Source organism: Luteibacter sp. SVR4-7G (assembly GCF_056755555.1).
This window is the reverse complement of the sequence record NZ_JBPGXO010000023.1, coordinates 1-17,783: the sequence shown is the minus strand read 5'-3', so window position 1 is coordinate 17,783 and position 17,783 is coordinate 1. Positions and strand designations below refer to the sequence as shown.

Genomic DNA, 17,783 nt, shown 5'->3' with positions numbered 1-17,783 from the left:
TGCAGCACTCGGAGACATCACTTGACTGAAATCATCGTCGTCACCTCCGGCAAAGGCGGAGTCGGCAAGACCACCACCAGCGCCTCCCTCGCGACCGGCCTCGCCATGCAGGGCAAGAAGGTCGCCGTCATCGACTTCGACGTCGGTCTGCGCAATCTCGACCTCATCATGGGTTGCGAACGGCGCGTGGTATACGACTTCGTCAACGTCGTGCACGGCGAAGCCACGCTCAAGCAGGCGCTGATCAAGGACAAGCGGCACGAGACCCTATTCGTGCTCGCCGCCTCGCAGACCCGCGACAAGGACGCCCTCACCCAGGAAGGCGTCGAAAGGGTGCTCGAGGAACTGGCGAAGGAAAACTTCGACTACGTCGTCTGCGATTCACCCGCAGGCATCGAGAAGGGCGCGCACCTGGCGATGTATTTCGCCGACCACGCCGTCGTCGTGGTCAATCCGGAGGTCTCCTCCGTACGCGACTCCGACCGCATCCTCGGCCTGCTGGCAAGCAAGACCCGCCGCGCCGAGAAGGGCGAAGGCGCCGTCCAGCAGCACCTGCTGCTCACCCGCTACAACCCGAACCGCGTCGAGGCGGGCGAGATGCTCAGCGTGAAGGACGTCGAGGAAATCCTCGGCATCTCCGTCGTGGGCGTCATCCCGGAATCGGAGAACGTGCTCGCCGCGTCGAACGCGGGCGTGCCGGTGATCCTCGACGACGACTCGAATGCCGGCGCGGCCTACAAGGACACCGTGGCCCGCATCCTCGGCGAAGAGCGTCCCCTGCGTTTCCTCGAGCCGGTCAAGAAGGGCTTCCTCAAGCGCGTCTTCGGAGGTTGAGCATGGGTATCCTCGATTTCCTGAAGCGCAAGCCCGAGCCGAGCGCCGGCGTCGCCAAGGAGCGTCTGCGCATCATCGTCGCCCAGGAGCGCTCGACGCGCGGCGGTCCGGACTACCTGCCGCTGCTGCGCAACGAGCTGCTGGAAGTCATCCGCAAATACGTCAACGTCGACGTCGAGGCGGTCAATGTAAGCCTCGAGCGCGACAGCGGCCATGAGGTGCTGGAACTCTCCGTCGCCCTTCCCGACGGCAAGCCGGCCAACGGCAAACCGGCCGCCTCGGCGGGCTGAGCCGACATGGGCGCCACGGGTGCCGGGCCCGCACTGCCCGGCGGCGATCCCGCCGACGCCGTCCTCCGCGTCGGCGAGATAGGCTTCGACGCGCCGCGCGCGCTGCTCGCACGCCACGGCCTCACGCTGGTCTCCGTGGCCGATGGCGAGGACATTCCCGGGAGTTTCTGGGGCGACAGCGAAGCCGGCATCATCGGCACGACCGTCTACGCCCGCGCCGACACTCCGGTTCACTCGCTGCTGCACGAGGCCTGCCACCTGCTCGTGCTGCCCGAAGACAAGCGCGCCCTGGTGCACACCGACGCCACCGATTCCATCGAGGAGGAGGACGCCACCTGCTACCTGCAGATCGTCCTCGCCGGACAGTTGCCGGGAGTCGGCTCGCCGCGGCTCATGGAAGACATGGACCGCTGGGGTTACACCTATCGCCTCGGCTCGACGCGAGCCTGGTTCGAGCAGGATGCCGCCGAGGCGCAGGCCTTCCTGCGCCAGCGGGGCCTGTTGGAAGGCTGATCCGGCAGCCGTCGTCGCGGCGATTCAGCCCGGTTCGTTCTGCTCGACCTGCGATATCACGCCCGACGCGGCGCCTGCCCTGGCCGAGGCAAGGCGGCGGCGTTCCAGCTGCACGTACCAGATCCAGCCGCCCAGACCGATGGAGCACATCGCGGTGGCGCCCAGTGCCAGCGTGAGCATGCTGCCGGAGAGCGCGGGCGACAGCACGCCCGCGACGAGCGCCGTGACGAGGAGGCTGAAGAAGGCCTGGACCGAAGACACGCCTCCGCGCTGTTCCGGGAAGCGGTCGAGCAGGAGCAGGGTCAGGGTCGGGAACGCGAGCTGCACCCCGCAGCCGTAAAGCGCCAGCGGAAGGGTCGACCACGGCACGCGCGGCGAATCCATGGTCGCCGACAGAAGCAGGCTCAGTGCGCAGGACGAGAGCATGGCCACATAGCCCCAGCTCACGGTGCGCGCGGCGCTCACGCGCCCCGCCACCCGTCCCGAGATGAAGGCGCCGGAAACCATGCCCGTCACGACGGGGACGAAGAGCCAGGGGAAACCGCCGACACCGAGGTGCAGGAGGTTGCGGATGACCTGCGGCGCCGAGGCCACATACAGGAACAGGCCCGAGAAATTGATCGAGCTGGAGATCGCCAGCGGCCAGAACGGCAGGTCGCGGCCAATGCGCAGATAGCCCGCGAGGAGCGGGCGCGGCCTGAACACCGTGCGCTTTTCCGCCGGGTGCGACTCCATGAGGAACCAGGAGACACCGGCGGTGAGCGCCAGCGTGAAGCCGGATAGGGCCCAGAAGATGCCGCGCCAGCCGTCGATGCCCAGCAACCACGCGCCCACGATAGGGGCGATGGCGGGCGCGATGCCGAAGATCATCATCACCTTCGACATCATCCGCTGGGCTTCTTCGCCATGCATCGTGTCGCGCACGACCGCCCGCCCCACGACGATGCCCGCGCCGCCGGACAAGCCTTGCAGCACGCGGCACCCGAGCAGGAAAGCGAAGCTCGGCGCCATGGCGGCACCCACGGAAGCGACGGTGTACACCGCCATCGCGATCACGATGACGGGCTTGCGGCCGTAGGCATCGGAGAGCGCGCCATGGAACAGGCTCATGGCCGCGTAAGCCAGAAGGTACACGCTGAGCAGCTGCTGCAAGGCGACTTCGCCCACGGCGAAATCGCGGCCGATGTCCGGGAAGCCGGGGAAGATCGCATCGATCGAGAACGGCCCGATCATCGACAGGGCCGCCAGCAACAGGGGCAGGTGGCGACGCGGATCGCGGGTCGCGGAAGACATGGGCCGGGAGCCGTGCGGGGGAAAGTCCGCGCAAGTATATGCGACCGGCGGTGGCCTCGCCCTGTGGCCGGCAAAAGCCCATAATCATGTCATCGATCTTCAGCGGGGGTGACGTGGGTTACACCGGTTTCCTGGCCGTCGGCGTTGGCGGCATGCTTGGCTGCTGGCTGCGCTGGTGGCTCGCCCTCGCCCTGAATCCGGTCTTTCCCACGCTTCCGCTCGGGACGCTCACGGCCAACCTCACCGGTGGCCTGCTCATGGGCGTGACGCTGGGCGTCTTCGACCATTTCCAGACCCTGCCCGTCGAGGTCCGCCTGCTCGTGGCCACCGGCTTCCTGGGCGGGCTCACCACGTTCTCCACGTTCTCGGCGGAAGCTTCGGGCCTGCTGCTGCGGCAGCAGTACGCGTGGTTCGCGGCGCACACGGCGCTGAACCTGGCCGGGTCCATCGCGATGACCATCGCCGGGCTCGCACTCACCCGTGGAGTACTGAAGCACTTCTAGTCATCACGCCGCGCGGGGCGGCACCGAGGGCCACAAGGGATCAATCGATGAACCACGATTCTTCTTCTCTCAAGGCACGCGCACAGGAGCTCCTGGCACACGCCGGCATCGCCATCGGCGGCAGCCGCCCCACCGACCTGATCATCCACGACGAGCGCACTTACGCGCGCGTCTTTGCCCACGGTTCGCTCGGCCTTGGCGAGGCCTACATGGACGGGTGGTGGGACGTGGACGACATGCCCGGTTTCTTTACCCGCGTCCTGTCGTCCCACCTGGACGAGTCCCTGCGCACGCTCGACACCCTGATCGCGCACCTCAAGGCCCGGTTCCTCAACATGCAGCGCGGCGAGCATGCCTGGGAGGTGGGCCGCCAGCACTACGACCTCGGCAACGACCTGTTCGAGGCCATGCTGGGCAAGCGGCTGGTGTACTCCTGCGGTTACTGGGCCCAGGCGACCAACCTCGACGACGCGCAGGAAGCAAAGCTGGACCTCATCTGCCGGAAGCTCCGGCTCCAACCCGGGCAGCGCATCCTGGACATCGGCTGCGGCTGGGGCGAGGCGCTGAAGTTCGCCGCGGAACGCTACGGCGTCAGCGGCGTGGGCGTCACCATCTCGCGCGAGCAGGCGGCGTTCGCGCAGGAGTTGTGCAAGGCCCTGCCCATCGAGATCCGCCTGCAGGACTACCGCGAACTCGACGAGCGCTTCGACGCGATCCTCTCGGTGGGCATGTTCGAACACGTCGGCGGCAAGAACCATCGCAGCTGGTTCGAAGTGGCGCGGCGCTGCCTGAAGCCGGACGGACTCGCCCTGCTGCATAGCATCGGCAGCAACGGCGCGCCCGGCAGGCCCGACCCATGGATCGAGAAGTACATCTTCCCCAACTCCGTGATCCCCGCGATGAGCCAGGTGGCGACCGCGCTGGAAGGGCTGTTCGTGGTGGAGGACTGGCACAACTTCGGCGCCGACTACGACCGCACCCTGCTGGCGTGGCGGGACAACTTCGACGCGGCGTGGCCGCGCCTCTCGGCACGCTACGACGAACGTTTCCGCCGCATGTGGCACTTCTATCTGGGCTGCTCGGCGGGCGTGTTCCGCAGCCGGCGCGACCAGCTCTGGCAGCTCACGCTTTCCGCGGAAGGCGTGCCGGGCGGGTACCGCGTGCCGCGTTGACGAAACCTCCCCGGCGGGTTCCGTAGGGTCGGGCCATGAACCGGCCCGTCCGTGCCCACGGCGAACTCGTCGAAACCGATGTCCCCGCGCGGCTCGACCGGCTGCGCTGGGGGCGTTTCCACACCCTCGTCGCCACGGCACTCGGCATCACCTGGGTGCTCGACGGGCTCGAAGTCACCATCACCGGCTCCATCGCCGGAGCGCTCACGTCGAGCCCCGTGCTGCACCTGAGCGACATGCAGGTCGGCCTCGCAGGCAGCTTTTACCTGGTCGGCGCGGTGGCCGGCGCCCTGTTCTTCGGCTGGCTCACCGATCGTCTGGGCCGGAAGAAGCTGTTCACCGTTACCCTCGGCCTCTACCTCAGTGCCACGGCCGCCACCGCGCTGTCCCCGGACTTCGCCACGTTCGCTCTGTTCCGCCTGCTGACTGGAGCGGGCATCGGCGGCGAATACGCGGCCATCAACTCGGCGATCCAGGAACTGATCCCGGCCCGCTACCGGGGGCATACCGACCTCGTGATCAACGGCAGCTTCTGGCTCGGCGCCGCAGCGGGCGCGCTCGGCGCCGTGCTGTTGCTCCACAGCGGCTGGCTGCCGCCGGACATCGGCTGGCGGCTCGCCTTCGGCATCGGGGCGGTGCTCGGCCTCGGCATCCTGTTCCTGCGTCGCTGGATTCCCGAAAGTCCGCGCTGGCTGATGCTGCACGGCCGGATCGCCGAGGCGGAAACCATCGTCGCGGAGATCGAAGAGCGGCTGGGCGTCCCTCCTCCGAAGGAGGCACTCCCGCGCCTGCGCCTGCGCCCCCGGGCTCTCACGATGACCGACGTGGCCTCCACCCTCTTCCGCACCTACCCCCGGCGGACCTTGCTAGGCGTGGTGCTCATGGCCACGCAGGCCTTCTTCTACAACGCGATCTTCTTTACCTATGCGCTGGTGCTCGGCCGCTTCTACGGCGTCGCCGATGCCGAGGTAGGCCTCTACCTGCTGCCCTTCGCCGCGGGCAATTTCCTCGGACCGCTCCTGCTCGGCCGCCTCTTCGACACCGTCGGGCGGCGGCCGATGATCGCGGCCACCTATGCCCTTTCCGGCCTACTGCTGTTCGCGACGGCGTGGCTCTTCGTCCATGGCTGGCTGGATGCCCGTTCGCAGACCGTCGCATGGAGCATCGTGTTTTTCTTCGCCTCCGCGGCCGCGAGCTCCGCGTACCTCACCGTCAGCGAGAGCTTCCCGCTGGAATTGCGCGCCCTCGCGATCGCCCTGTTCTACGCGTTCGGGACGGCCCTCGGCGGGGTCGCCGGCCCATGGTTGTTCGGCACCCTCATCGGCACGGGCGAACGCGGCGCGATCGGGGGCGGCTATGCGCTTGGCGCGTCGCTCATGCTCGTCGGCGCGGTCGCCGCCTGGTGGCTGGGCGTCGCGGCCGAACGCCGGCCACTCGAGGACGTGGCCACGCCCCTCGCCCACGCCAAAGACTCGTAGGAGCGCGCCCGCGCGCGACAGCTTTTCGCCGAGAGCTGGAGCTGGCGCGCAAGCATTCAGACCGAGCCGAAAAGCTGTCGCGGCCAAGGCCGCTCCTACAGACTCTTTCCGCTAACCAGACCGAGCCGAAGAGCTGTCGCGGCCAAGGCCGCTCCTACAGACTCCTTCCGCTAACCAGGCCGAGCCCAAAAGCTGTCGCGGCCAGGGCCGCTCCTGCAACTTTCCGCTAAGATGCGCTCACTCCTCAGCAGTTCACCAGGGAATCAAGGCGTGCATCAACGTAATTTCGCCGTGTCGGTGGTCCAGCCTGGCGGCAAGGTCGCCATCGAACTCGAATTCAACGAGAAGATCCACGGCCTGTCCGGCGAGACCCTGTGGCTGTCCCTGGAAGAGAACGCCACCCTGGAAGACGCCGAAGCCCTGCGTGCGCTGCTCGAGCGCGTCGGTCACCGCATCACGGTGACGAACGTACGCTCCTGACCGGACCGGCCGCGTCTTTCACGGCCACCGCCAACGGCAGCACGCGCGGCATCAGCCGGTGATGGTTCACGCCGTGCAGTTTGCCGCAACCCAGGCACCGACGTGCCAGGCCGAGCCCATGCCGCGCGCGGCGCGGCGAGCAGGCAACCGCAGACGTAGCAGCCGGGGATCGCACCGCGATCCCACAGCCGCAGCCTGACAGTCTGGATACCGGCGATCGCCAGCGCGATCAGGATCCCGGCGGCAAAGGCCCAGGCGGGCAGGTTCGAATAGAGCGACAGGATGGCCAGGTCGCCCGAGGTCAGCTGCACCGCCTTCAGGCCGGCCGCAGCGATGGCACCGCCGGCCAGTGCCAGCCCGGCGGGCAGATACATCCGAAAATACATGCGTCCCACGTATGACATGCCACGTCCCCTTTCCCTGCCGGATCCTCCCGGCGAAGGGAGAGTGTCGCCCTGGGGGTCTATCGATTGTGAACGTGCTAGATCGCGGGCGACCGGGTGTAGCGGCTCCACAACGTATCCAGGCTCGAACCGGTGATCTGGCGCCAGGTTTTCGCCGAATACGTGCGGCCGCGCAGAGCGGCATCCAGCTTCTGCACGGCGCCGGCGTAGTGCTCCTCCACCCAGACCAGGAAGCGCGCGGTGACCCGGTAGCTGTCGGTGTAGCTCTGGCCGGCCTGGTAGTCCGGTAGCGACCAGCCGGCGGCGGCATTGTTTACGCCATAGCGATAGCGCGCGTAGTCGGCGATGCCTTCGACGAGCCAGCCGGGGATGTTCTGCTGCCCATAGTCCTGCACGATGTGCATGGACTCGTGCGTGACCGTGTCGGTGTCCGAGGGGTGCGCGATCATGTAGCTCGCGCTGTAGGTTTCCGTGGCGTTGCCGGTCGCGGCCACCCCGTCGTACGCGGGGTCGAGCACGATGTTCACGGTGGCGGACGTGTCCGGATTGAAGTCGCGGGCTTCCTGCGGGTAGATGGTGAAGAACGTGCTCACCATCGCGTCAATGGTGGACTGCGCCACGCCGGAGTTCTTGTCGGTGACGTTGAGCGTGTAGCCCTGGGACTGGTACGTCGTGGTGGTATCGGCGAAGACGGAAACAGCGAAGAACGGGAGAAAGGCGGACACGGTGACGGCAAGACGCTTGGCACGCTGCATGGTGGTGGCTTCCTCGTGGTGGGAGCCTGCATGATGTGCATCATTCCTCGCGCCGTTCCGCGCGACACGTCACAGTTGGGCCAAGGCTGCCGAAGATGCGTGGAATCACATGCATCGGCAGCCAGTCCAGCGGAGCAACTGGGCCGTCAGGAACACTGACGGGGTTCAGGCCTTCGCCGGCTCGCCGAACGACGGCGGACGGTCCGCCGGCGCCTTGCCGAAGTTCTCGTTCGGCGTGTCGCCCATGACGAAGCTGAGCGTGCCGCCGGCGGCCAGTTCCTTGTGCGCGATCCAGCTCCTCGTCCACGGCTTGCCGTTCCAGGTCACCGACTGGATGTAGGGACGGCCCGGACCGTTGTCCTTCGTCTCCACGACCAGCGTGCGGCCCTCGCCCAGCTGCACCTCCGCGCGGTCGAGGATCGGGCTGCCGAACACATAGTTCGTGCTCACCGGATCGACGGCGTAGAGGCCCATGGCGCTCATGACGTACCACGCGCTCATCTGGCCGCAATCCTCGTTGCCGGGAAGGCCATCGGGTTCGGGCAGGTACATCGTCTCCAGCAGCATGCGCACGCGCGCCTGCGTCTTGTGGTGCGCACCCGTATACGCATACAGGTAGGGCATGTGGTGGCCCGGTTCGTTGCCGAAGGCATATTGCCCGACCATGCCCGCGATGTCCGGCGGCGCGTTGTCCGGGAGCGTGGAATCCGCGTTGAACAGCCCGTCGAGCTTCTTCTCGAAGGCCTGCTCGCCGCCGAATAGCGCCATGTAGTTGTACACGTCGTGCTGGTTGAGGAAGGTCGCCTGCCACGCGTTCGATTCGGTGAAGTCGCGCCACTTCTTCGAATGGCCGATAGAGATCGGGTCGAAGGGCTCGATCCAGGTGCCGTCCTCGGCGCGCGGACGCACGAACTGGCTGTCCTTGTCGAAGACATTGGCGTAGTTCTTCGACTGCTTGCGCAGCGCCGCGGCGTCGTCGGCATGACCGAGCGCATCGGCCATGTGCGCCACCGCCCAGTCGTCATACGCGTACTCGAGGGTCTTGCTTACGGCCTCGCCTTCCTTGTCGCTGGGGATGAAGCCCAGCTTCCGGTAATAGGTGAGACCGAAGTAATCGTCCTGCATGGCGCGGCGACGGAATACGGGCCAAGCCTTCGCATAGTCGATGCCGGTGAAACCCTTCGCCTGGGCCTCGGCGACCACCACGGCCGAGTGGTAGCCGATCATGCAGACCGTCTCGATGCCCTGCAGCGGCCACACGGGCGCGCCGCTGGGGCTTTCCACCGCGTTGCGCACGATGCCGTCGACGAGGTCGGGCACGCGATCGGCCTGGTACAGCGTGAGCAGCGGATGCTCGGCGCGGTAGGTGTCCCACAGCGAATAGGTACTGTAGTTGTGCCGCCCTTCCGGCAGCGTGTGCACGGCCTTGTCCATGCCGCGGTAACGGCCGTCGATGTCGCTGAAGACCGTCGGCGCCAGCATCGTGTGGTACAGCGAGCTGTAGAACGTGCGCTTGATCTTGTCGGACGGGGAGTCGATGCGGATCTTCGAGAGCTCGCCCTCCCACTCGGCTTCGGCCGAGGTGCGCACACCGTCGAAGTCCCACGCCGGTATCTCCCCGTCGAGGTTGCGCATGGCGCCGTCGATGTCTACGCCCGAGATACCCACCTTCACCAGCAGCGGCTCGGAGGAGGCCTTGTCGAAGTGCAGCGCAGCCTTGAGGTGGTCGCCCTTCGCGGCGGTCGTGCCCTTGGGCAGCGCCTTGTCGTCCGCATAGAGCGTGACGCCGGACACTGGCCGGGAAACCTTCATGGCGAAGTAGATGACGCGTCCGCTGGCCCACTGCCACACGCGGCGCCCGCCCACGAGCGTATCGTTGCCGACCAGGGTGAGTTCGGCGTCGGTGACCTTCGCCGGCTTGTCCATGGCGTCGGCGAAACCGTGCGTGAGGTCGACGAGCAGGTGCGCGTCGCCATCCTTGCCGAAGGTATAGCGATGCATGCCGGCGCGCAGCGTGACGGTGAGCTCGGCGAGGATGTCGAAGCGGGTGAGCTTGGCGCGGTAATACCCCGGATGGGCCTGCTCGCCGGTGTAGTGCGAGCGATAGCCCTTCACGCCGGTCTTATAGCCCTTGGGTGCCTTGTCGCCGCTCACTTTCTGCGCGTCGAAACGCGACACGTAGTTCACGCCGTCGTAATCGCGGTCGCCCGGCTGGAGCAGCACCGGACCCATCGAAGGCATGACCAGGAAGTCGAGCATGTCGCTCGCGCCCGTGCCCGACAGGTGGGTATGCGAGAAGCCCATGATCGAACCGTCGCCCTGGTGGTAGCCGGACGAGCCGTCCCACTGGGCGTTGTACGTATCGGGGCTGAGCTGGACCATGCCGAACGGCCGCGTCGCACCCGGATAGGTGTGACCGTGACCGCCCGTGCCGACGAAGACGTCGACGTAACGCAGGACGCCTTCACCGGCCGTGCCGCGGCCGGTCGCGGGCGCTTTCAGGCCTTCCTGCACGCCACCGGCCAGCGCGGTGAGGGAGCCGAGCTGACCGATGGCCGTGACGGCGGCCATACCTTGCAGAAAACGTCGACGGGAAACCATGCAATCGCTCCAGTTACAGAGTGTCGGGGTGCTTATCGGCGAGGTGTACCACCAGTTCGCCGAACAGCGTATTGGCCCAGGCGAACCACGAGCGCGTGAACTGCTTCGGATCGTCCTGGTCGAAGGCCTCGTGCATGAAACCGGTGCCCGCGTGGGTGGTCTTCAGCCAGTGCAGGCACTGGCGGATTTCCGCGGCATCGTCGGTGGTGAACGCCTTCATCATGATCGACATGGGCCAGATCATGCGCAGGCCCTCATGCGGGCCGCCGATGCCTTCGCCTGCTTTGCCCCTGAAGAAATACGGGTTGTCCATGCTCCAGACCTTCGCCCGGGTACGCGCGTAACGCGCGTCGCGCGGCGTGCATTCCAGGTACGGCAAGGCGAGCAGGCTCGGCACGTTGGCATCGTCCATGAACAGGCGGTTGCCGTAGCCGTCGACCTCGTAGGCCCAGTATTCGCCAGCCGAATCCGGGATGGTGCCGTACTTCTCCACCGCCGCGGCCACTTCGTCCGCCATGGCGTTGCACTCGGCCGCGAAGGCCTGGTCGCCGTACAGCGTGCCGTGCATCTGGGCCAGGCGGCGCAGGGTCACCACCGCGAACAGGTTGCCGGGAATGTTGAAGGCATACACCGTCGCGTCGTCCGACGGACGGAACATCTCGTGGATCATCCCCACCGGTCGCGTGGGCTGGCCGTAGCCCTTCAGGAACTGGCTTTCGGTGGGATTCGGCGACGGGCGCTGGAAGTGGTACGGACCGGGGCCGTCCTTGCGCTGCTGCTCGCGGAACGTCTCGAGGATGCGGCGCGTGGCGGCGCGCCAGGATTCATCGAACGGCTCGCGATCACCGGTTGCCTGCCAATAGCCATGCGCCAGGCGCACCGGATAACAAAGCGAGTCGATTTCCCACTTCCGCTCCGCCACGCCGGGCAGCATGGGCAGGTCGGACTGCGCCCAGTCGAGCTTGCTCTTGCCCTTGGGATCGGGAAGGAACGCGTTGGCGTAGGGATCGATCGAGATGCAACGCGCCTGGCGGCGGATGAGGCCGCGGAACAACTTGCGCAGCGCCTCGTCCTTCGTCACGAGCGGCAGGTACGGCCAGACCTGGGCCGAGGAATCGCGAAGCCACATGGCGTCGATGTCGCCGGTGACGACGAAGGTGTCCTCGTAGCCGTCGAGGCGCCCCACTTCCACCGTGGTGTCGAGCGTGTTCGGGAAGCAGTTCTCGAACAGCCAGGCGAGTTCGGGATCCCTGATCTTCTTCTTGGTCGAGGCGATCACTGCTTCGACCGCTTCGCTGGTGAACTTCCGCTTGCCCAGCGGCGGACGCCTGCTCGGGAAACGCGAGGCGGCCATGGCAGCCATGCCGCCACCGCCGAGCATCGCTGCGGTCGGCACGAGGGAAAGCCACTTCACGAGGTTGCGGCGGCTTGGATTCACGGCGTGATCTCCTTCAGGGCATCGACGAGCGAGCGTAGCGTCAAAGCATGGCGGAGCGCATCGATATCGACCTTGCCGTCGATCGCGATATCGACCTGCTCGCCGGGCAACAGGTCGAACGCGTTCCGGTCGAGGCGCACGTCGAGCTCGCCGGTATCCACCCAGACGGCACGGGCGAGGCGCTTCGCCGACACCGTCAGCACATAGCCCTCGCCGCTCTTGCGGAGAGCGCTGGAAAGCTCGGGCTTGGGCAGGGCCAGCGTGCGGGCCGCGCCGAAGTACAGCAGGTGGTGCGCGACGACGTTGCCCTGTTCGAGCAGGTCGAACGACACCACCGTCTTGCGCGGGTCGGCGCCCTTCAGCAGCGACGCATCGTCCACCGTCGCCGCCTTCGTGCTCGAAAGGGCCGCCGCCTGCACAGGCTGGCTGGACTCGCGCAGCAGCTTGCCGCCCATGTCGTACACGCGAGTGCGCAGCGTGGCCGCGAAATCCGTGGTGCGGTCGGACACGGCGAAGACCTCGGTCTTGCCGTCGCGGCGCAGGGGCACCACGTCCACCGGCGCGTAGAAGCGCTTCGCGTGGAACTGCAGGGCCTTCCAGCGGTTGAAATAGTCGACGCTGGCCCACGAGGCCCCGGGCCACACGTCATTCAACTGCCAGTAGAGCGAGCCCATGCTGCGCGGACGCGCGCTGCGCAGGTGCTCGGCGGCAAGCTCGATGCCTTCGGCCTGCATCACCTGGCTCAGGTAGACGAAGGAGGGGAAGTCCTTCGGCTCGCCGTACTCCTGGCGGATGTACAGCAGCAGGCGCTGGTTGCCGTCACCGTTGGCGAATTTCTGGTGAGCGCGCATCACCTTCGATTCGGGCTGCATGTCCTCTTCCGCGGCGAAGGCCTTGATGGTCGCCATCACGGGGAACGATTGCAGGCCGTACTCCGACTGGAAGCGCGGCGTCATGTCGAGGTAATGCGAGATCGGCTCGGAACCCGACCACACCTTCCAGTAGTGGTAGTCGCCATCGGTCTCGACATTGGCGGGCCCTTCGTAGTCGGTACTGGGCGAACTCGCCCAGTACGGCACCTGCGGCGAGAGGTCGCCGACCACCTTGCGCAGGGTCTTGCCGAACAGCTCGCGCATGCCGTCGTCGATGCGCTTCACTTCGTCCGCGTTGACGAACTTGCGGAAGTCCTGCCGGTCCGGCCAGTCGTCCCAGCCGGTCTGCACTTCGTTATTACCGGCCCAGAGCACGATCGAGGGATGGTCGCGCAGGCGGGTCACCTGCTCCACCGCCTCGATGCGCGCGCTCTCGCGGAAGGCAGGGTCGTAAGGCGTGATGGCGCCGCCGTACATGAAGTCCTGCCAGATCATGATGCCGAGACGGTCGGCGGCCGCGTAGAACGCGTCGTCCTGGTAGGTACCGCCGCCCCACATGCGCAGCATGTTCATGTTGGCGTCCTTCGCGGAGCGAAGGATGGCTTCCATGCGCTCCGGCGTCACGCGCGAGGGGAAGCTGTCGAACGGAATGAGGTTCGCGCCCTTGGCGAAGATGGGCACGCCGTTCACGACGAAGGCGAAGCTCCTGCCCCACTGGTCCTTCTCGCGGCGCAGTTCCACGGTGCGCAGGCCCGTCTCGCGGTCCACACTGGCCACGGTGCCGCCGTCGGTGGCGACTTCGGCGTGGAAGCGATAGAGGTTGGGTTCGCCGTAGCCCACCGGCCACCAGCGTTGCGGGTGCGTGATCGACACCGGCAGCGATACGTGGTTCTCGCCCTTGCCGAGCGCCACGCTGCGCTCTTCGTGGCCATGGCTGCCGTCGGGCGCCGTCCAGTCCACTTTGAGCGTTGCCGGGCCGCCCTTGTCCGCGCGCAGGTCGAATTGCGCGTCCAGGCGGGCGGTGTCGGCATCCACGTGCTGCTGGGCGACGTGGAAATCGGCCAGCCGGGCGGTGTCCCAGGTTTCCAGGCGCACCGGGCGCCAGATGCCCAGGGTGACGTAGCGGGGACCCCAGTCCCACCCGTACTGGTAATTCGCCTTGCGTACGTAATTGGAGGTCTGCTTGCCCTTGGGTTCGTCGCCGAAGGCGGAATCGAATTCGCCCGGCAGCGAATAAGGCTGCTTCATGAGCCAGGGCAGCAGGCGCGCGATGGGCGACTGGAGGTGGACTTCCAGCGTATTGGTGCCCTTGCGCAGGTTGTCCTTCACCGGCACGCGCCACTGGCGGAACATGTTGTCCGCCGAGAGCAGCTTCCTGCCGTTGAGCGTGACCTCGGCAAAGGTGTCGAGGCCGTCGAAAACGAGGTCGACGTGGCCGCGGGCCAGGGTGGCCGCATCCACGTCGAAGTCCAGCCGGTAGTCCCAGTCGGAAAGGCCGATCCATTGCAGGCCGGCCTCGTTGTCGCGCCAGAACGGATCCGCGATCCGCTTCAGCGCGAGGAGATCGGTCTGGACGGCTCCCGGCACCTGTGCCGGGAGCCAGTCCTTCTTCAGTTCGGCGTGCGCGTCCGCTTCCGTCCCTTGCGCGAGACGGAAGCGCCAGCCGGAGGAAAGGTCTCTCTCCTCCGGCGGGCTGGCGCTGGCCGCTCCGGCGGCAAGCCAGAACGCCAGGGCCAGCGACGCGCGGCGCATCACAGCTTGAAGCCCAGCGTCAGCGTGTACGTACGGCCGTTCTTGTACGAGTACAGCGGCTGGCTCGGACGGTCATCGTAGACCTGGTAGGTCTCGTCGAGCAGGTTGGTGCCATCCAGCGAGATGCGCATGTGGTCGTTCACCTGGTAACCGACGGAGGCGTCGAGTTCCCTGAAGATACCCGTGATCTGCTGGGTCTGCAGCGCGGCGATCGAGGTGAAGTACGACGAGCGCCAGCTGTAGGTCACGCGCGCGCTCCACGGGCCCTGCTCGAAGAACGGCGACAGGTTGAACGAGTTCTTCGAGTTGTACGGCAGCGGGAAGTCGTTGCTGGTGTCCGCATCCGAGTAGGTGTAGTTCGCCAGCATGCCGAAGCCGAGGCCGAAGTTCTGCTGGTAGCTGATCGACGCACCCTTGACCTTGGCCACGCCGGCGTTGATCGGCACCTGCATCTGGTACACGTCGTCACGCTGGTTGGTCAGGTTGTACTGGGTTTCCAGCACCTGGGTGTTGAGGATGTAGCCGGAGATGCGGCGGAAGAACAGCTCCGCGGCCAGCACGCTGTTCTCGGAGAAGTACCACTCGGCCGAGAAGTCGTAGTTGGTCGACTTGTACGGACCCAGGTCGGTGTTGCCGCGCGAGCCGGTCAGGCTGCGGTCGTCGAGGGCCACGTACGGAGTCATCTGCTGGTAGCGCGGACGGGCGATGGTCTGCGCGTACGCGAAGCGCAGCGTCAGGTCCTGCGCTACGTCATAGGCGATGTTCAGCGACGGCAGCCAGTTGTGGTACGCGCTGCGCTTGTTCACCGGCGCGTAGGTGTCGGTGCCCACCGAGTTGAAGCCGTCCACCGTGTCGCGCGTGTGGAAGTAGCGCACGCCCAGGTTGCCGCGGTAGTCGTCGCCCGAGAAGTCACCCTGGATGTAGAACGCGCGGTTCTGCTCCTGGATGGCATAGGTCGCCTTCGGGTCGACCGGCGCGCCGTACTGGTCCACCAGCGCGTTGACGCCGTCCTTGAGGGCGCCCTTGCTGATGGTGGTCCAGTTGGCCATGCTCGGGGTGCCGTTCAGGCCACCGAGGTACCCGTCAGGCGTCTGCCCGCCGGCCCAGTCGGCCAGGGTGAGACCGTCCACGCCCATCGCGGCGAGCGACGGGAAGCGCGAGGCATAGGCATCCTGGCCGTTGTAGTGATTGGTCGCCTTCACGCCCACTTCGATCTGGTTCAGCGGTCCCCAGGCCACGTCGTGCGAGAAGTCGGCCTGGAAGTAGCGCTCGCGGTCATAGGTCGGTGCGCGGCTGAAGCCCACGCCGTTGATCACGGCCTGCGCCGGGTTGTCCGGGTTGTTGTAATTGATCTGCGGATGCTCGCCCGCCAGGTTCCAGTCGTAGCCACCCAGCGACTTGAACTGCGTGTTCCAGATGCCTTCGGAGCCGCCGGTGGAGCCGGTGTAACCGATCTGGCTCGACGCGGTCCAGCCGTCGCCGTACCAGTCGGCACGCAGCTGCGCGGCGCCCGTGTTCACCTTCGACTCGCGCTCGTAGCCGTCGAGGTAAGTCGGCGCGTTCGGGCCGTACGATGCGTTGGTGATGACGCCGTTATTGATGCTTGCCGAGGTGGCGTACGGTGCCGAGCCGGACCAGTCGCCGTAGCGGCTCTGGTTGTAGTTGTCGAACTTCTCGGTGACGTAGAGGCCGGTGAAGTTCAGCTCGAACGCATCGTTCGGCTTCCACTGCAGGCCCGTCGACACGCCGTCGCGCTTGCGGCGCTGCTGGAACCAGGCGGTGTTGATCGCGGTGGGATACGTGGGCTGCTGGCCCGCCGGCACGACGCCCGGTGCGAACTGGTGATCCGGATTGGTATCGGTCGGGTCGTTCGCGCGCTGGTAGCCGAAGATCTCGGTGCCCTGGCGGTCGATGATGCGGTCGGAATGCATCAGCGAGCCGAGCACGCCGAAGGTGTTGTCCTTGTTCTTCCAGCTGTACAGCACCGAGGCATTCGGCTTGCCGGTGTCGGCGCGGTCGTTGTAACCGTAGCTGACGTTGCCGGTGAGCGTGTTGGCCTTCAGGTCCAGCGGACGGCGCGTGTTGACGATGACGGTACCGCCGATCGAGCCTTCGTCGATGTTCGCCTGCGGGGTCTTGTAGACCTGGGCGTTACCGATGATTTCCGAGGTGAGGAGGCTGTAGTCGAACGAGCGGCTGTCCGGGTTGTTCGGATCGGACGTCCAGTTGGTCGAGGCGAGGGTCTGGCCGTTCAGCAGCAGGCGGTTCAGCGCCGGGTCGGTACCCAGGATGCTGACCTTGTCGCCTTCGCCGAAGTTGCGGTCCACGCTGATGCCGGGCAGGTGCGAGAGCGACTCGGCCACGTTGGTGTCCGGGAACTTGCCTACGTCTTCGGCGGAGATGGCGTCGACGATCGAATCCGAGTTGCGCTTCAGGTCGAGCGACTTCTGCAGGCTCGCGCGGATACCGGTGACGGTGATGCCTTCGAGGCTGGCCGCATCCTGTGCATTGGCGTCGTTGTTCTTCTTGGCGGCGCTGGCGGCGGGCGCGGGCGTCGCCGCGTCCTGGGCCATCACGCTGCCCGTGGCGAACAGCCCGGACATGATGGCCAGCGAAAGTGCGCTGATACGGTGGTTCACTTCGATGCTCCTGGGGAAGGGGGTTCGTTTTTTTTCGAACGAACGGCGCCGCGCCGGCCGAGGCCCGCGTTCGCTCCGTTCGTTTCGTTTTCCTGCGTTCTGGCCCTGCGTGTGCCGCGACCGCCGCGCCTTGCCGGCACGGCCCCACCGCGACCGATCATCGTTGCAGTGGTATTACCGGGCTGATTCTCTGAGGCCGCTGACAACGTTGTCAACTGATTTTTTAACTCGATCTAAAGTTGCAATGCACAATTCAACTCACTGATCTGACTGCCTTTTTATGAAAGTGCGAATTACTGCATTGCGGAAATTCTCAAGGTAGATTTGGATCGATCCATGAAAGGAATGGACTGTGCAAGACACGCTGTAAGCGCCTCTGGGGCTGGAAGTTTTCTGAGCCGCTGCGGGGAATTCACGGCAAGATCCGCCAAGGTGGCGGCGATGTTGCACTGCAACGAAAAAAGCCCGCGGCGGAGGCTTCCGGTAGCGCCTTGCGCGGGATGCCCTTTCGCGCTTCGCCGCGCCATTCGGACGGCATCGCCCTGTTGGCGACCGTCTTTCGCGTCGGTTGGCCCGCTGGCGCGTGCCCGTGTCTTAAGCGGCTTCGCCGCAGGGAGCGTTACCCCGGCTCGGCTGTTCGCCATCGCGTTTTGCTTTGCGTGGCGGCGGGTCGCCGGCGCCTGCCATTTTTCTCGCTAAGTCCTCGTCCGGCCTACGCCTCCCTGCGGAATCGCTCCAAAAACGGCAGCCACCGGCTCC

General features: G+C 66.3%; 14 protein-coding genes. 7 read left to right on the top strand and 7 right to left on the bottom strand.

Annotation, left to right across the window (positions count from 1 at the left end):
- The first annotated feature begins 21 nt into the window (after nt 1-21).
- Genes minD through ACR9ZH_RS10450 form a run of 3 tightly spaced genes read left to right on the top strand, consistent with a single transcriptional unit; the run spans nt 22 to nt 1,637 of the window.
- Nucleotides 22-834, top strand: coding sequence for a septum site-determining protein MinD (minD, locus tag ACR9ZH_RS10460; protein ID WP_481290700.1), 813 nt, complete (start codon nt 22-24; stop codon nt 832-834).
- A gap of 2 nt (nt 835-836) precedes the next feature.
- Nucleotides 837-1,124, top strand: a complete 288-nt coding sequence (gene minE, locus ACR9ZH_RS10455) for a cell division topological specificity factor MinE (RefSeq protein ID WP_481290699.1) — start codon at nt 837-839, stop codon at nt 1,122-1,124.
- Between the two features lie 6 nt (nt 1,125-1,130).
- A complete protein-coding gene (locus ACR9ZH_RS10450; protein WP_481290698.1) occupies nt 1,131-1,637 on the top strand; it encodes a hypothetical protein in 507 nt (168 codons plus the stop codon).
- Nucleotides 1,638-1,661: 24 nt separating this feature from the next.
- Here ACR9ZH_RS10450 and ACR9ZH_RS10445 read toward each other — a convergent pair whose 3' ends face one another.
- Entirely contained in the window at nt 1,662-2,930 is a 1,269-nt protein-coding gene (locus tag ACR9ZH_RS10445; RefSeq protein WP_481290697.1) for a multidrug effflux MFS transporter, read from the bottom strand.
- Nucleotides 2,931-3,043: 113 nt separating this feature from the next.
- On the opposite strand from ACR9ZH_RS10445, the gene crcB reads away from it, so the two are divergent.
- From crcB to ACR9ZH_RS10425, 4 genes are all read left to right on the top strand, one after another.
- Nucleotides 3,044-3,433, top strand: coding sequence for a fluoride efflux transporter CrcB (gene crcB, locus ACR9ZH_RS10440; protein WP_481290735.1), 390 nt, complete (start codon nt 3,044-3,046; stop codon nt 3,431-3,433).
- 47 nt (nt 3,434-3,480) lie between these two features.
- Complete coding sequence (gene cfa / locus ACR9ZH_RS10435; RefSeq protein WP_481290696.1) at nt 3,481-4,605, top strand: cyclopropane fatty acyl phospholipid synthase; 1,125 nt, start codon at nt 3,481-3,483, stop codon at nt 4,603-4,605.
- Nucleotides 4,606-4,640: 35 nt separating this feature from the next.
- Nucleotides 4,641-6,083, top strand: coding sequence for an MFS transporter (locus ACR9ZH_RS10430; protein ID WP_481290695.1), 1,443 nt, complete (start codon nt 4,641-4,643; stop codon nt 6,081-6,083).
- A gap of 270 nt (nt 6,084-6,353) precedes the next feature.
- Complete coding sequence (locus tag ACR9ZH_RS10425) at nt 6,354-6,563, top strand: hypothetical protein (RefSeq protein WP_481290694.1); 210 nt, start codon at nt 6,354-6,356, stop codon at nt 6,561-6,563.
- Here the strand turns inward: ACR9ZH_RS10425 and ACR9ZH_RS10420 are convergent.
- The 6 genes from ACR9ZH_RS10420 to ACR9ZH_RS10395 form a co-directional block, all read right to left on the bottom strand.
- The gene (locus tag ACR9ZH_RS10420) at nt 6,530-6,967 is read right to left on the bottom strand and encodes a hypothetical protein (RefSeq protein WP_481290693.1); all 438 of its coding nucleotides are present in this window, start codon (nt 6,965-6,967) and stop codon (nt 6,530-6,532) included. The genes ACR9ZH_RS10425 and ACR9ZH_RS10420 overlap by 34 nt on opposite strands.
- A gap of 77 nt (nt 6,968-7,044) precedes the next feature.
- Entirely contained in the window at nt 7,045-7,722 is a 678-nt protein-coding gene (locus ACR9ZH_RS10415) for a basic secretory protein-like protein (RefSeq protein ID WP_481290692.1), read from the bottom strand.
- A 165-nt stretch (nt 7,723-7,887) separates the two neighbouring features.
- Nucleotides 7,888-10,323 (bottom strand): GH92 family glycosyl hydrolase, encoded by a 2,436-nt coding sequence (locus ACR9ZH_RS10410; protein WP_481290691.1) that lies wholly within the window; start codon nt 10,321-10,323, stop codon nt 7,888-7,890.
- 13 nt (nt 10,324-10,336) lie between these two features.
- A complete protein-coding gene (locus ACR9ZH_RS10405) occupies nt 10,337-11,704 on the bottom strand; it encodes a glycoside hydrolase family 125 protein (RefSeq protein ID WP_481290734.1) in 1,368 nt (455 codons plus the stop codon).
- A gap of 53 nt (nt 11,705-11,757) precedes the next feature.
- Nucleotides 11,758-14,385, bottom strand: coding sequence for a beta-mannosidase (locus ACR9ZH_RS10400; protein ID WP_481290690.1), 2,628 nt, complete (start codon nt 14,383-14,385; stop codon nt 11,758-11,760).
- Nucleotides 14,385-16,988: a TonB-dependent receptor gene (locus tag ACR9ZH_RS10395; protein ID WP_481290733.1), complete on the bottom strand. Its 2,604-nt coding sequence runs from the start codon at nt 16,986-16,988 to the stop codon at nt 14,385-14,387. Before ACR9ZH_RS10395 ends, ACR9ZH_RS10400 begins: the two co-directional genes overlap by 1 nt.
- Nucleotides 16,989-17,783 lie beyond the last annotated feature (795 nt).